The organism is Algicella marina (assembly GCF_009931615.1).
Lineage (GTDB): Bacteria > Pseudomonadota > Alphaproteobacteria > Rhodobacterales > Rhodobacteraceae > Algicella > Algicella marina.
In genome coordinates, this window is sequence record NZ_CP046620.1 from 2981679 (window position 1) to 2997243 (window position 15565).

The following is a 15565-nucleotide window of genomic DNA, read 5'->3' on the forward strand; positions in this document are numbered from 1 at the left end:
AAGGAGACAGTCATGATTACGCGTACAATTGCCCTCGCGGCCACGATCGGCGGGTTCGCCACCGCGCCCGCCCTTGCCGAGAAGTGGGACATGCCGCTTGCCTACGCGGCCTCGAATTACCATTCCGCCGTCGCCGCCGAATTCGGCGAATGCGTCACCACCGGCACCGGTGGCGAGGTCGAGATCGTCACCCATCCCTCCGGTGCGCTGTTCGGCGGCGCCGACATCAAGCGCGCTGTCCAGACGGGCCAGGCCCCGATCGGCGAACGCCTGCTCTCCGGTCATCAGAACGAGAACGCGATCTTCGGCTTCGACAGCATTCCCTTCCTCGCCACCTCGTTCGACGATGCCGCCAAACTGTGGGAAGCCGCCCGGCCGACGCTGGAAACCACGCTTGCGGAGCAGAACCTCACGCTGCTCTACTCCGTCCCGTGGCCGCCGCAGGGTCTGTATTTCAAGAAAGAGGTCAACTCTGTGGCGGACATGGAAGGCGTCAAGTTCCGCTCCTACAACGCCGCCACCGCCCGCATCGCCGAACTCACGGGCATGCTGCCGGTGACGATCGAGGCCGCAGAGATCAGCCAGGCCTTCGCAACCGGCGTCGCCGAGAGCATGATTTCCTCCGGCGCGACGGGGTACGACCGCAAGGTCTGGGAGAGCCTGACGCATTTCTACACCGTCGATGCGTGGCTTCCCCGCAACTACGTTTTCGTCAACTCCGACGTCTGGGAGGGCACGACTGAAGCCAGCCGGAACGTCATCACCGCCTGCGCCGAACTGGCTGAATATGCGGGCACATGGCGGGCGAAGGAGTATACCGGCTTCACCGTCGAGGGGCTGAAGGAAGGCGGGATGACAGTCGCTCCGGCCGGCGAAACGCTGGTAGGTGAACTGCAGGAGATCGGAGAGACGATGACATCCGACTGGCTGGTGGAAGCTGGCGAGGAAGGACAGGCCATCGTCGACGCCTTCAAGGCCGAGTAACCCACGTGCAGGCAGGGCCGCGAACCTGGGCCCTGCCTGCCTCTTTCACTTCCCTCCGAGGCTTTGCCCTCCAGTCCGCGCAATCCGGCAATGCCCAACCAGTCCCACAGCGGGGTCCGCTACCGATGAAGAACATCCGCCGCGCGCTCGAAGGTCTCTACACGCTCTCCGCCGTCCTCGCCGCTCTCTGCCTGATCGCCATCCTCGCGCTGATCCTGATCCAGATGCTGGCCCGCTGGACGGGCGAGGTGTTCCCGGGTGCGCCCGAATACGCCGGCTACGCGATGGCCGCAGCCTCCTTCCTTGCCTTCGCCAGCGCGTTGAACAAGGGTGCGCATATCCGCGTCTCCATCGCCCTCAATGCCGCGCCATCGGCCCTGCGCCGCTGGCTGGAAGTCTGGTGCTTCGCCGTCGGCAGCGCCATCGCCTGGTATTTTGTCTGGTATGCGCATCGCTTCGTCTACTGGTCATGGAAGTTCAACGATGTCTCGCAGGGACAAGACAAGACTCCCCTCTGGATCCCGCAATCGTTGATGCTGATTGGCGCCACCATCTTTGCCATCGCCCTGACTGACCACCTGATCTCGCTGATCGTTAAAGGCGAACACCGCATCACCCGCGATCCGGAGCATCCCGAGTGACCGCACCGAACCCCGTCATCCTTGCCGAAATACTCCCGGCGGGCGCTCCATACGCCAGCCCCCACCGCGCCGCCCGTATCTCCTACATGACACCCATCATTTTTCCCCAAATATCCCCGCCGGAGGCATCCAGCACGGCCACAGGCACACACACCCGAAATCAGCCGCCTCGCCCCGACCTGAGCACACCATGAACGACATCTCGATCATCATCCTCTTCCTCTTCGTGCTTTTCCTCCTGCTGGGCTCAGGCGTGTGGGTAGGTCTCGCCCTGATGGGTGTCGCCTGGGTGGGAATGGAGCTTTTCACCACGCGCCCGGTCGGTGATGTGATGCTCACCACGATCTGGTCGGCCTCATCGTCATGGACGCTGACGGCTCTTCCACTCTTCATCTGGATGGGCGAGATCCTCTACCGCACCCGCCTCTCCGAAGACATGTTTCGCGGCCTCAGTCCGTGGATGGCCCGTCTTCCCGGCGGTCTTGTCCATACCAATATCGTCGGCTGTACCGTTTTCGCCGCGGTCTCCGGCTCATCCGCTGCCACCCTGACTACGGTCGGCAAGATGTCGATCCCGGAACTGCGCAAACGCGACTATCCCGAGCGTATGGTCATCGGCACGCTCGCCGGCGCCGCCACTCTGGGCCTGATGATCCCGCCGTCGCTAACACTGATCGTCTACGGCGTCACCATCAACGAAAGCATCACGAAGCTGTTCTTCGCCGGCGTCCTGCCCGGCATCGTGCTGGCGGTAATGTTCATGGCCTATGTCGCGATCACGGCACGTCTCTCGAAATCCTGGCATCCGACACCCGAACCGGCCATGACCTTCGCCGAAAAGCTGGCCAACTCGCGCTTTCTCATCCCGGTAATCTGCCTGATCCTGCTGGTCATCGGTTCGATGTATCTCGGTTTCGCTACCGCCACCGAGGCAGCGGCCTTCGGCGTCGTCGGCGCTCTCGCCCTCGCCGCGGGTCAGCGCTCGCTGTCCTGGGCCACATTCAGCGCCAGCCTGATGGGTGCCACCCGTACCTCGGCGATGATCGCCCTCATCCTTGCCGGCGCCGCCTTCCTGTCGCTCGCCATGGGATTTACCGGCCTGCCCCGCGGCCTTGCCGACCTGATCGCCACATGGGATCTCTCCCGCTTCGAACTGCTGATGGTCCTGCTCATCTTCTATATCGTTCTCGGCTGTTTTCTTGACGGAATCTCTTCCGTGGTCCTGACGATGGCGGTGGTCGAACCGATGATCCGACAGGCGGGCATCGATCTGATCTGGTTCGGTATCTTCATCGTCGTGGTTGTGGAAATGGCCCAGATCACGCCTCCCATCGGCTTCAACCTTTTCGTTCTGCAGGGCATGACCGATCACGAGATGGGTTTCATCGCCCGCGCCGCAATCCCGATGTTCCTGATCATGGTGCTGATGGTATTCGTACTGATCATCTTTCCGGAACTGGCGACCTGGCTGCCCGACAATCTCCGGCAGACACCGGGGCGTTAGCAGATGCACGCGCCAGCGGCAGCCAAGTTGCCAATGGGCGGCTGCACCAAACCTGTCAGACCTGAAGCAGCAACAACAGTCCCGTGATCGTGAAGAACGAAAACACCGTCATCAACAGCATCGCCATCGCCGCGCTCTTCTCTTCGCCGTACTGCTGCGCCAACAGCGGATAGATCCCCATCGCCGGGGTCGCTGCAATCAGTATCGCCGCCTCCACCAGTTTACCGTCACCAACCTCCAGGCCGATGGCTCCCATCAACACGATGCCGGCCCAGACGGCCAGCGGCAGCAGCAACAGCTTGCCTGCCACGACCACCAGCACCTGGCGGTCCACCGCCCGCACCTGCAGGCCGACCAGTGTCCCGCCGATCACCAGCAACGACAGCGCCGCACTGGAAGCCGCGATCAGATTCACGGGCTCGGCGATGACGCGCGGCAGCGGTATGCCCAGCAGGGAAACGGCAAGCCCCGCCACCAGCGCCACGGTGATCGGGTTGGTCGCCAGCCGCCTGCCTATCGTGCGCACCATCGGCCAGCCTCGCGCACTGCCGCTGCTCGCTTCCGCCAGGATCAGGATCAGCGGGATCAGCACAAGGTTCTCGACAATCATGTTCAGCGCCAGCGCCGTCGCCGCCACCGAAGGCAACGCCATCAGGACGATCGGATAGCCGATGAAGCCGCTGTTGGCGCAGGACATGCCCATGGCATGAAACGTCGCCGCCACCCGGCTCTGACCGAACATGCGCAAGGCTGACACATAGCCGACCACCAGCACCGCCAACGATCCGATCAGGTAGCCGCCAAGATAGCCGGCATTCAGGATCTCCCCCAGCTCCCTTCCCGACACGGCCCGGAACACCAGCGCCGGCAGCGCGAACCGCACCACGTAGGTTCCAAGCGTACGGAGTTCCGCCTCGGCGAACACCTTCCACAGCACCGCCAGATAGCCTACGGCAATCAACGCGAATATCGTGCCGGAGATTGAGAGAACTTCGATCACCTTGTGCCGGACCTACTCGCCCAATCCCTGCGGCAGCGTGTCGGTCAGCGGCGCTTCCTCGACATTCAGCACCCCGAGCGTGTCCAGCCCGCCCAGCACCGCATCGACGGCAATCGTCGCCAGCAGAATTCCCATCACCCGGCTGATCACGCTCGCCCCCGTGCTTCCGATCAGCCGGTGCACCGCACTGGCGGCCAGAAGCAGCAACAACGTCAACGCCAGCACCAGCAGCAGCATTCCGGCGGTAATGGCCTGTTCGGTCAGCGAATGCCTGTGGTTGTCGGTCAGCACCACGATCGCCAGCATCGCTCCGGGTGAGGCGATGGAGGGAATGGCCAGCGGAAAGACGGCCCCCGCCAGATGGTCCCGTCCGGCCTTCTCGATTTCCTGGTCCGGTTTCGAATCCCCGAAAATCATCGTCAGCGCGAACAGGAACAGCACGATTCCCCCGGCGATCTGGAACGATCCGAACCGCAGCCCCAGCGTCTCCAGCACCAATTGCCCGGCCACCAGAAAAGCAATTAGCACCAGCGCGGCGATGCCGACGGCCCGAATGGCAAATCGCCGATGCAACGGCCGCGGCACCCGGCTGACAGCGAACAGAAACACCGGGATCGAGCCCACGGGGTCAATCACCACGACGAGTGTCACGAACTCGCGTATCAGGCTGGTCCAGTCCATCTGGGCTCCATACTCGCAGGCTCTGGGCCGCGCGAAGCGCAGGGCCCATTACCTTTTATCAGGAAGGAAGGTCAGCGCTTCACTCGCATGATGTCGCAGGCGGAGCAAGACCGGGCACGGGTCTTCAGACCAGTTCCGGCAAAAGTGCGCGCGCCGCGACCAGATCGGCGGTGTCCAACCCTTCGGAAAAGCTCTCCAGCACCGGCGCCAGCACATCATGCGCCTCGCCGTGGCGTCCGTTTCCGGCCAACAACCGGGCCAGCCCCGTCGCGGCTCGCAAGGTGAACATCCGCGCCCCCTGCGCCTCGCCGATCCGTCGCGCGTTCTGCAACGCCTGCTCACCCGCTTGCACCTCGCCTGTTTCCACCAGCAGTGTTCCCTTCATCAGGTGCAGGTCGGCGACCCCCAACCCGGTGTTGTCGGCCGCCACCAGCTTCTCCGCCGCGCCGATCCGCTCCAACGCCCCGCGCAGGTCACCGCGCATGCGGCAGATGTCGGCCAGCAGGATCAGGTGCCGCCATTGCACGTGAACCAGCCCTAGCGCGCACCATGTGGAAAACCCCTCTTCCGCCAGCCTCTGACCGCCCTCGCCGTCACCATGCGCCGCTATGGCCCAGCCGCGGATGATATCGGCCCAGGCCCCGAATTGGGCAACGCCCTGCTCCTCCGCCGTCGCCTTGGCCTCATCCGCCGCCGCCAGCGCACCCGTTACGTCGCCCCGCCAGCGGCAGAGATGAGCGTAGAGGCCAAGGCTGAAACTGCGGCTGTAGACATTCGGCAATCGCCGCGACAGCGCTACTCCCTCCTGTGCCCAGCCCAGTGCCGCGTCCCTGTTGCCCAGCCAGTCCTCGTTCCACGACAGGTAGGCATAGCACCACAGCCCCGGATCCTCGCCATGCGCCTTCACGTAGTCCGCCTGCGCGTCCGGGCGGTAGAGCGCCAACCCCTGCTGAAACTCCTCCCGGGCCGCCCGGTAATCGCCTAGTGTCATCTGGGTATAGCCCATGATGCGATGCGCCATCAGCCCACGTACCGGATCAGGCTCCCGTAGCGCCAGGTTCATCAGGTCCTCCGCGATCTCTGCCGCCTTGGCGAAATCACCGCTCACCGAGTGCCAGTGCCAGAGCCCGCGCAACGCCCTGAAATGCCGGGTGGTGTCCCCGATCCCGCGGGAGAGCGTTTCCGCGCGCGCGAAAGCTTGGCGAACATCATCGGAGCCGTGGCTTTTCGGCAGGATGGAGGCGACGCCCAAACCCAGTTGCAAATCCAGTTCCTCGGCGGATCGCTGATGCGATGGCGACGTCTTCGCCAATTGGGCCAGAGCCCGGTTATAGTGCCCCAACGCCTCCCTGTTAGCCGACTTCTGCATGGCTGCCTCCGCGGCGCTCTTCCAGTAGACGGCTGCCGCCTCCGGCAGATGCGCCTCCGTAGCATGGCGGGCCAGCAGCTCGGGCTGGTGGCTCACGGTGTCGGCGAACCGGGCCTCAAGCGTGTCAAAAATGCGGGCATGAAGGGCTTGGCGCTTAGTTCGCAACAGGGAATGATAGGCGGCATCCAGCACCAGTGCATGTTTGAAGCTGTACTCAGGCGCCTCCGGCGGCCCGTGCCGAAATATGATTTCTGCCTTTGCCAGCTTGCCCAGCGAAGCCTGCAACTCACCGTCCGGCATACCGGTTACTGCGGCCAGCAGTCGATAGCTGAAATCACGGCCAATGGCGGAGGCGGTCTGCGCCACTTCCTTGACATCATGGAATTGGTCCAGCCGGGCCATCAACGTGTCCTGAAGCGAGGCGGGAATGCTTGTTTCGCCTGTCTCAACCACCGCCTTTGTCAATTCCTCCACGAACAGCGGCACCCCGTCGGTGCGGGTAACAATAGCGTCCACCGTCTCCTTCGGCAGGCCTGGCCCGGCCAGTCCCTCGACGATCTCGCGGCCGCCTTCTGGCCGCAGGCGGGCCAGTTCGATATGCGTCAACACCGGTCGCTGCGCAAATCCCACGCCCGCATCCGGCCGCCGCGTCATCACCGTCATCACCGGCTGATCCGCACATTCGTCCAGCCACGTCTCGATCAATTCCTGCGTCGTCGGGTCAATCCAGTGCGTGTCTTCCACCAGCAGCAACACCGGGCGAAGCGCGGCCAGCATCTTGATCCGGTTGACAAGCGCCGTCAGCGTCCGCGCCCTCTGTATTCGCGGCGACAGGTTCAGTTCGGCCACCCTTTCGTCTCCGCCGATGCCAATCAGACTGGCGAGCAGAATATCTTCCTCCCCGCCAGCAGGTGCTGCCCGAGCCAGCATCCGCGTCAGCCGCTCCTGCATCGAAATCCCGGCCAGAAGTGGGCCCTGCGTTTCTCCCGACGAAACCCCATCATCCGGCATCACCCCGATTGCCCGCCGCAAATCCTGGATGACAGGCCAGAACGCCGTATCGGTGTGATAGGGCGAACATTGCAGGCGGATTTCCAGCGGCGCTTCCGGGCGGGCAGCATCCAGCAATGCCCGGCTGATCCGCGACTTTCCGATTCCAGCCTCGCCTTCCAGCACAACAGCCTGCCCTTCGCCGCGCTTGGCCTTCTCCCACAGGGCCAGCAGCCGCCGCATCTCTTCGGCCCTGCCCACCATCGGCAGGTGCCGTCGCCCCATCCGTGTCTCGAACCGGTTCAGCCCGTCGGGCACACCCACCACTTCAAACACTTCGCGCGGCCCCGGCATACCCTTCAGCAGCTTGGGGCCAAGGCTCTTCAGTTCCAACGCCCCGCGGATCAGTTGCGCTGTCGTGTCCGCAATCGCCACCGTGCCGGGCTCTGCCAGCACCTGCAGCCGCGAGGCAAGGTTCGGCGTCGAACCGACAACGGAGTTCTTGCGCGCGCCACCCGTGCCGATCAGGTCACCGACCACGACGACGCCGGTGGCTATGCCGACACGCACCCGCAAGCTCACGCCCGGTTTGGTCTGCAGGGCATCGATCGTGCGCGCCACTTCCAGCCCGGCACGTCCGGCCCGCTCTGCCTCATCCTCATGCGCACGCGGCCAGCCGAAATAGGCAAGTATCCCATCGCCGAGGTAATCGGCGAGAAAGCCATCAAATCGTGTCACGACACCCGCCGTGGCATCCTGAAACGCCCGGATAACGTCGCGCATATCTTCCGGGTCGAGCCTTTCCGCCAGCGCGGTGGACCCAACGAGGTCGATGAACATGACTGTCAGTTGCCGCCGCTCCGCATCCATCGGCAGACTGCCGTGACGCGGAGGCGCCGGCTCCCTTGCCTTGGAAACGGCGTTCAGAATCCGGCGTCGCGGCCCGAGGGCCACGCCGATTTCCCGCAGATCCGCATCCGTCAGGAGGGGCAGGTCGCGCAAGGCGACCTGATGTTCGGCAAAGGTAGCTTTCAGATGCCCGAGGCCCAACCCGGCAAGCCACCCCTCAATTGTCTCACTCAATCCTTCGTCTCCACAACCGCGCACCCCTCATCGCGCGGTTCAGTCCCCGGTGGCACTATACACGGCATACGTGCCTCAGGCTACGACGGATCGCTTTTCCATCCCTTGCAGGCGAACGTCAGACAACCGAAGACGAAGATCAGGCCAAAGCCGGTCGGCCCGGTGCAGCAGGCGTGGCTCTCCTGCACAAGCCAGCCGCCACCGACCAGGGCCGCAAGCGCCACCATTCCCGTGATCCCCATCCGGCGGAAGCCGCGCGAAACCAGCAGCGTCAGTGCAGACAACAGCGCCCCGAAGAAAACCGCCCAGGAGCCCGTCTCCGAAATGAAAGAGCCGACACCACCGACCCACTTGTCGGTCCATGTCTGGTTCAGCACCAGTGCCACCCCCGCAACCTGCTCCTCGCTCAGGCAAGGTGCGGCGACACCTGCGCCATCCGTGCACGGCACCACCTGCCCGAACTGGGTATAGGATGTCTCCGTCTGCAATGTGTTGACCAGTTCCAGCGTTCGTCCCAGCCCGATGCCGCCGATGGCGTCGAGCGCAGTGTAATAGACCGCGAACAGGAACAATGCGATCCGCGCACCCCACGCCAGCAGCCGGACGGCAATCTCGCCGGTATCCGCCGCGTTGACGGTCAGGATCAGCGCGACGGTTATCAGGCATACGGTCGGCGTCTGGATCATGTGTAGGACAAACCACCAGTCCGGACCGAAATAATCCAGCGCCGAATGCCCGTGACCGCCCGGCTCCTGATGGCGGAGAAACTCGAACATACCCGGCGTGGTGGTAAAACCGGCCGGATGGAACAACTCGATGCTCACCAGCACCAACGGCCCCACGATCAGCCCGAGGATCCACAGCGCCCGCATGTCCGCCCGCTCAGGCATCGCGACCCTCCGCCAAATACTCCTCGATCACGGCCTGCGTGAACTTGTACCCCTGCTCCACCCCCAGCTCCAGGTTGCTGTGGTTCCAGTCGTAGGTGATCTCATGGCTCACCGGCACCACCCGCACCTTGATCCGTTCCGCCAGTTTCGGATGCTGCGCCAGATGCTCCTCGAACTCTTCGACATTGCTCTCACCCAGCGCTCCGGCGAACAGCATGCAAAGATTGTTCATCGCGTCGTCCATGTTCTTTGGTGGCCGGATCTGCTTGGGATCAACGATCCGGATCACCCATATCTCTTCCAGATCCGGATGATCCTGAATGAGATCGGTGAATGAAACCGTCCGCACCAGCGCACCTTCACAATAGCTCTTGCCATTGAACTCCACAGGCTCGATCAGGAATGGCAGTGCCGAACAGGCGCTCATGCTCTCCGACGTCATCTTCTGCATGTGGCGGGGTGGCTTAACCCGGTTCGCGAACATCTCTATCCGGTCGTCGGTCATGTTCCAGGCATTGTGATAGAGGAAGGGCTTGTCCGGCTCGAACAGCTCCTCGACGTTCAGGTTGGTACTCAGCCCCGGCCCCTTGTGATGCCCGCCGGTCAACCCGGTCATCTCCGACTTCCACAGCCAGGAGGTCATGAACCGCGTCATCGGGTTGGCCGCCGCCATCGCCGTCGTCAGTTGTGCGAAAGCATTGGGGTTCCAGTATTTCGGGTCGGACATGTAAGTCTGCAGCGCTTCACCCGCCTGTCGGATCGCCACCGGCGCGAACAGGTTCTGATAGCTCGTTGGATCTACGAGGTACTTCATCAAAGCCGTGCTGTTGTGCTGGATATCGGGCACAAACCCCGGCGAAATCGGAAACTTGTCGTAACTGACGTCGTCGCGGAAGACGTACTTCCGGAAATGCTCGATCGTATCTTCCGGTGCCGTCTCCGGCGGATAGCAGACGTAATGTGCCCCCACCCAGACGCCGATGCATGACAGTGCCCAGACATCAAACGTGATGCCATGATCACGGAAGCATTTCAGCGCCCCGAGGTGCAGGCCCGCCGCCGGTCCTCCCCCTCCCAGTGTAATCGCTCTTTTCATGGTTGATCCCCTTCCCGTCAGCACAATTACGGGTACAGGTGATCGGCGCAAGAGTCCGTCCGACACATGCTGACAGCCGCATCACGGGATATGACGTCAGAAAAACGCCGCGAAGAACAGGATCACCAGCACGCCCAACCCGCACAACCGACTGACATTGTCCTTGATCGCAAAGATGATCGGATCGTCCGTCATGAAACCGCGGTGGGTAATCATCACCGCCCGGCTGATCCAGTACAGCACGATCGGAGTGATCCCGAACAGATACTTGGGCGAGGTATAAAGCTCCGTCACCCCTGGCGCAGAGATGTAGAGTGCCAGCACCATCACCGCCACGTATCCAGCTGCCAGCGCCATCCCGGTGACGACCGGCAGGTCGTCTGCCATATAAGCCCGGCCGGAGGAACTTTCCTTGCCGACGGCAATGTCGCTGATCAGTTCGGCCTGCCGCTTGATCGCGGCCAGCGACAGGAACAGGAAGATCGAAAGCACCAGTATCCATGGCGAGAGCACGACCCAGGCGGCCACCGCGCCGGCAAAGATGCGCACCGTGTAAAGCCCGGCCAACGCCACGATATCAATGATCAGCTTGCGCTTCAGCACCAGCGAATAGACCGTGGTCAGGACGAAATACCCCATCAGCACCAGCACGAACTCATAGCGCAGGAACAGGATCGCCAACAGCAATCCCCCGGCCAGCAGTCCTGGCGCGAGCACCGATCCGTGCTCCAGCCGCATTGTCCCCTTGGCCAGCGGCCGCTCGCACTTGCGCGGATGCGCCCTGTCGGCGGAGAGATCCAGCAGATCGTTGAACAGGTAGACGCTGGACGCGACGAGGCTGAACGTCACGAAGGCAACGAGGCATTGTACCCACTGGTAGACTTCGCTGCTGTGCGAGGCCAGCAGCGGCACGAACACCAGCACGTTCTTCAACCACTGATGCGGGCGCATCGCCTTCATCCATGCCCGGTAGTCCGGCTCGGACCGGCCCAGATGTTCCGCCTTGCCGGCCACCGCCGCCGCCTGCTGGCGCAGGTTCTCGGCAGCGTTCACGGTCACCGCCGTGTCCGCACTCCGCCAGACATCCAGGTCGGCGGCATGGTCACCCGCGTAGTCGAAGCCTTTTCTGCCGAACCGCTCCACCAGCACCGTCTCTTTGCCCGCGCCCTTCAGATTGTTTTTGCCGTCAGAGGCGATCACCTCGTCAAACAAACCCAGTTCCGCGGCCACTGCCTCAGCCACGCGGATATCGGAGGCTGTCGCCAGCACGATCCGGTCGCCTGCGGCCTTGCGTCGGCCGATATACTCAATCATCTCAGTGTTGTATGGCAAACGGGCGATATCGACGTCCGCATCCGCCGCAAGTGCCTCCTTGAACGCCGCCCTGCCCTTTTCACGCAGGGTCTGCAACGCACGCAGGCTCGCCTTCCGGTCGCGTGAAAGCACGTTCCACCATGTTTCCAGCAACATGTCGCCCTTCAGCAGCGTGCCGTCCAGATCGACCGCCAGAACCTTGCCTTCACTCATGACCGCCAGAACCCACCCTTCATTCCTCCGCGACGCGCAACAGCACCACCTCCTCGCAAATACCACCTCCGGCGTGATCAAAAAATGGCAAACTGCAAGGAAAACGGGAGGTTTGCCACCATCGGCGTCGGAAGAATGCCCGGAAGCAGGGCAGTTTCACCGTCTCAACCCTTACCAGCGAACCACCGCCTGTCACAAAACGGTCTTTTGACAGCCCACGCACCGGTGCCTAGCCAACACATGCAACAGAACGAGAAAGTCACATGCCTCGCATTCTCATCAATGGCTTCGGTCGCATCGGAAAGCTTCTTCTCCGCGCTCTCACCGGCCGCGCCCCGGTCGAGGTGGCGGTGCTGAACGACAAGACCGGTTCCCCTGAGCAGTTCGCAATGCTGCTGGAATTCGACAGTGTCCACGGCCGCTGGCCCGCCGAGATCACCCACGCAGCCGAGGCGATCACCGTGGACGGTACCGAAATCGCCATCACCAACGCCCGCGATATCGCCGATCTGCCGCTCGACGGTATCGACATCGTCGTCGACTGTACCGGCGCCCACCGAACCGAGGCAGCCCTCTCTCCCTATTTCGAGGCCGGTGTGCGCAAGGTCATCGTCTCGGCCCCTGTTAAGGAAAAGTCGGCCCTCAATCTGGTCTACGGCATCAACCACCATCTCTACGACCCCGCGCAACACCGCATCATTACCGCCGCAAGCTGCACCACCAATTGCCTCGCCCCGGTGGTCAAGGTCGTGCATGAGGGCGTCGGCATCCGCCACGGGTCCATCACGACGGTGCACGACATCACCAACACCCAGACAATCCTCGACCGTCCGGCGAAGGACATGCGTCGCGCCCGATCCGGCCTCGCCTCGCTGATCCCCACCACCACCGGCTCTGCCACCGCGATCACGCTGATCTATCCCGAACTTACCGGCCGCCTGAATGGCCACGCAATCCGAGTGCCGCTTATGAACGCCTCGCTCACGGATTGTGTGTTCGAGCTGGAGCGTGAAACCACTGTCGATGAACTGAACACCTTGTTCGAGAAGGCAGCGAATGGTCGCCTGAAAGGTATTCTCGGCTACGAACCTCGCGCCCTGGTATCCGCCGACTACCTCAACGATCCCCGCTCCGCGATCATCGACGCCGCCTCAACCATGGTCGTCAACGGCACACAGGCGAAGATCTATGCGTGGTACGATAACGAATGGGGCTACACGTGCCGTCTCGCCGACATCGTGGAGATGGTCGCCGGCAGCACGGCATAGGCCATACCGCCACGCGGCGCCGGAATAGCCTGGGCGCCCACGCAAAGACGACCTTGGCGATCGGGATTTTCGTGGTTACTCTCTGGCCATGATCACCCTGAAGACGAAATATGCCCTCAAGGCCATGGCAGCCCTCGCCGAGGAACATGGCCCCAATGGCCATTCCCTCCGTATCGAGGAAATCGCCAGACGCTCCGGCGCACCCAAACGTTTTCTGGAGCACATCCTGCTCGACCTCAAACGTGCCGGTCTCATCGCCAGCAAACGTGGTCGCAACGGCGGCTACGATCTGATCCGCGAGGCCCGCAAAATCTCGCTCGCCGAAATCCTGCGTCTCACCGACGGCCCTATGGCCCCTCTTCCCTGCCTGTCGCGCAAGGCCTACCAACCCTGCGAGGATTGCCCGGACGAGGAGGCATGCCGCATCCGCGCCGTCTTCGGCGACTTCTATGCCACCTACGTGCTGATGCTGGAATCGCTCACCCTCGCTGACCTGGGCAAGGACCCCGCGCTCGCCGTCCGCCTGACGACGGAGGCGGGCACCTGAGGCACCCGCCTCCTGCACGGTTCAGAACGGAAAGAACAGCGGCAGGATGATGATCGCCACTACGGCGAAGATCACGTTCAGCGGCACCCCGACCACAAGGAAATCACGGAACCGGTAGCCGCCCGCCCCGTAGACGAACGTGTTCGTCTGATAGCCGATCGGCGTTGCGAAACTGGCCGAGGCCGCGAACATCACCGCCATGACGAACGGGCGCGGGTCATAACCCAGTTGCGTCGCCAGCCCGATCACGATCGGCCCGATCAGCACCGCCACCGCATTGTTGCTGATCATCTCCGTCAGAATGCTCGTCAGGATGTAGATCACCGCAAGGATCGCCAGTGGCCCCACTCCATCGACAAGCCCGACCGTCGTCTCGACGATCAGCTTCGCCGTCCCCGTTTCCTCCAGCCCGATGGACAGTCCCAGCATCCCGAAGATCAGGAACAGGATTCGCCAGTCGATGGCCGCGAAGGCCTCTTCCGGGTCGACACAGCGGGTCATCATCACCACCACCGCCCCGATCAGCGCCAGCCCGGCAATCGGCAGCACGTCAAAGACCGACAGGCCGACGACAGCGGCAATCGTTGTAATCGCGATCGGTGCCTTCCTGCGCCGTGTCGCCCGCTCCGCCGGGGCCGTAAGGTTGACGAGGCTGCCATCCTCCAGCAGCCTGCGCATCCCCTCCGGCGCGCCCTCCAGCAACAGCGTATCGGCAAAGCGCAGGCGCGTACCGTCAAGATTGCCGGCAATATTGCGGTCGTCCCTGTGCAGCGCCGTCACGTAGACACCGTGGCTCCGGCGCAGCCGCAAATCACCCAGCGGCCGCCCCCGCAATGGCGAGTTCGGGCCGATGCTCGCCTCCATGGTCACCGTCTGTTCCGCTGTTACCGGCTCAAAGCCGCTGTCCGTGATATCGCGAAACTCGACCGCGCCATCCTCACGCAGGCTGAGGATATCCCCGGCCTCCGTTCTTATGACAACCCGGTCGCCCGCTTCCAGAGTCAGCGTCTTCAGCGCGTGCCGCAACGAATCCTCTCCCCGGATCACATCCACCACCCGCGTCTGATCGACGTTGAATGGAAGCTCAGCCAGCATCCGCCCGATGTAGCGTGACCGCGCAGGGATCAGCAGCCGTGCCATGAACCGCTTCTTCTCGCCCCCGGCAATCGCCGCCGACAGCGAAACCCGGTCGGGCAGCAGGAACCGCCCCGCGAACACCATGTAGGCCATACCGACGGCGGCAAAGATCAGGCCCGGCAGTGTCATCTCGAACATCGAGATCGGCACCTGTCCCGCCTCCTTGGCAAGACCGCTCACCAGGATATTGGTCGATGTTCCGATCAGCGTCAGCGTGCCGCCGAAGATGGCCGCGAACGACAACGGGATCAGCAAGCGCGACGGCGCAACTCCCACGCTGCTCGCCATGGCAATCACCACCGGTGCCATCAGAATCACAACCGGTGTGTTGTTCATGAACGCAGAGGCCAGGATGGTCCCGCCCATCATCATCACGATCCCCCGCAAATAGGAGCCTCGCGCCTGTTTCTTCAGCAGGTCGCCCAGCATCGCCAGAACACCCGTTCGTTCCAGCGCCGCCGAGAGGATAAACATCATCGCGATCGTGATCGGTGCACTCGAACTGAACACTTTCAGAAACGAGTCGGTGGAGATGAGCCCCGTTGCTACCAGCGCCGCAGAAGCCGCCAGCGCTGTCACCTCCGGCGGATAAAACTCCCTGATAAAGCTGAGAAAGACCAGCCCCACAAGCAGCAGTACGAAGATCTGATCAAAAGTCATCTGGTGACCCTTTCAAGTTTCATAAATACAATAAGACGATAAAGTTAGTCGTGATTCAAGTGAGTCGTGGCAGCACCCATCACAAATCCCGCCCCCAAGGGCGGTTCTCCGCCACCGTGAAGGTTTTGTGAACGGCTTGCCGCTTAGCCGTACCTCCTGATATTCACCAACTCAGCGAAGATGTGGCG

General features: G+C 62.8%; 12 protein-coding genes. 5 read left to right on the top strand and 7 right to left on the bottom strand.

Annotated elements, in window-relative coordinates; genetic code table 11:
- Positions 1 to 12: 12 nt before the first annotated feature.
- From GO499_RS14695 to GO499_RS14705, 3 genes are all read left to right on the top strand, one after another.
- Positions 13 to 984, top strand: a complete 972-nt coding sequence (locus tag GO499_RS14695; RefSeq protein ID WP_161862884.1) for a TRAP transporter substrate-binding protein — start codon at positions 13 to 15, stop codon at positions 982 to 984.
- A gap of 125 nt (positions 985 to 1109) precedes the next feature.
- Positions 1110 to 1625 carry a TRAP transporter small permease gene (locus GO499_RS14700; protein ID WP_161862885.1) on the top strand — a complete coding sequence of 172 codons (516 nt, stop codon included), beginning with the start codon at positions 1110 to 1112 and terminating at the stop codon, positions 1623 to 1625.
- A gap of 190 nt (positions 1626 to 1815) precedes the next feature.
- Positions 1816 to 3129, top strand: coding sequence for a TRAP transporter large permease (locus tag GO499_RS14705; protein ID WP_161862886.1), 1314 nt, complete (start codon positions 1816 to 1818; stop codon positions 3127 to 3129).
- A gap of 55 nt (positions 3130 to 3184) precedes the next feature.
- Here GO499_RS14705 and GO499_RS14710 read toward each other — a convergent pair whose 3' ends face one another.
- The 6 genes from GO499_RS14710 to GO499_RS14735 form a co-directional block, all read right to left on the bottom strand.
- Positions 3185 to 4129, bottom strand: a complete 945-nt coding sequence (locus tag GO499_RS14710; protein WP_161862887.1) for an AEC family transporter — start codon at positions 4127 to 4129, stop codon at positions 3185 to 3187.
- Positions 4130 to 4141: 12 nt separating this feature from the next.
- Complete coding sequence (locus tag GO499_RS14715; protein WP_161862888.1) at positions 4142 to 4810, bottom strand: MarC family protein; 669 nt, start codon at positions 4808 to 4810, stop codon at positions 4142 to 4144.
- A gap of 124 nt (positions 4811 to 4934) precedes the next feature.
- Positions 4935 to 8252, bottom strand: a complete 3318-nt coding sequence (locus GO499_RS14720; RefSeq protein ID WP_161862889.1) for an ATP-binding protein — start codon at positions 8250 to 8252, stop codon at positions 4935 to 4937.
- Positions 8253 to 8332: 80 nt separating this feature from the next.
- Positions 8333 to 9142, bottom strand: a complete 810-nt coding sequence (locus tag GO499_RS14725; protein ID WP_161862890.1) for a hypothetical protein — start codon at positions 9140 to 9142, stop codon at positions 8333 to 8335.
- Entirely contained in the window at positions 9135 to 10238 is a 1104-nt protein-coding gene (locus GO499_RS14730; RefSeq protein WP_161862891.1) for a patatin-like phospholipase family protein, read from the bottom strand. Before GO499_RS14730 ends, GO499_RS14725 begins: the two co-directional genes overlap by 8 nt.
- A 96-nt stretch (positions 10239 to 10334) precedes the next feature.
- On the bottom strand, positions 10335 to 11765 hold the full coding sequence (locus GO499_RS14735; protein ID WP_161862892.1) for a UbiA family prenyltransferase: 1431 nt from the start codon (positions 11763 to 11765) through the stop codon (positions 10335 to 10337).
- A 263-nt stretch (positions 11766 to 12028) separates the two neighbouring features.
- On the opposite strand from GO499_RS14735, the gene GO499_RS14740 reads away from it, so the two are divergent.
- Both GO499_RS14740 and GO499_RS14745 read left to right on the top strand, forming a co-directional pair.
- Complete coding sequence (locus tag GO499_RS14740) at positions 12029 to 13033, top strand: ArsJ-associated glyceraldehyde-3-phosphate dehydrogenase (protein ID WP_161862893.1); 1005 nt, start codon at positions 12029 to 12031, stop codon at positions 13031 to 13033.
- 88 nt (positions 13034 to 13121) lie between these two features.
- Positions 13122 to 13580, top strand: a complete 459-nt coding sequence (locus GO499_RS14745; protein ID WP_161862894.1) for an RrF2 family transcriptional regulator — start codon at positions 13122 to 13124, stop codon at positions 13578 to 13580.
- Positions 13581 to 13601: 21 nt separating this feature from the next.
- Here GO499_RS14745 and GO499_RS14750 read toward each other — a convergent pair whose 3' ends face one another.
- Positions 13602 to 15377, bottom strand: a complete 1776-nt coding sequence (locus GO499_RS14750) for an SLC13 family permease (RefSeq protein WP_161862895.1) — start codon at positions 15375 to 15377, stop codon at positions 13602 to 13604.
- Between the last annotated feature and the right edge of the window lie 188 nt (positions 15378 to 15565).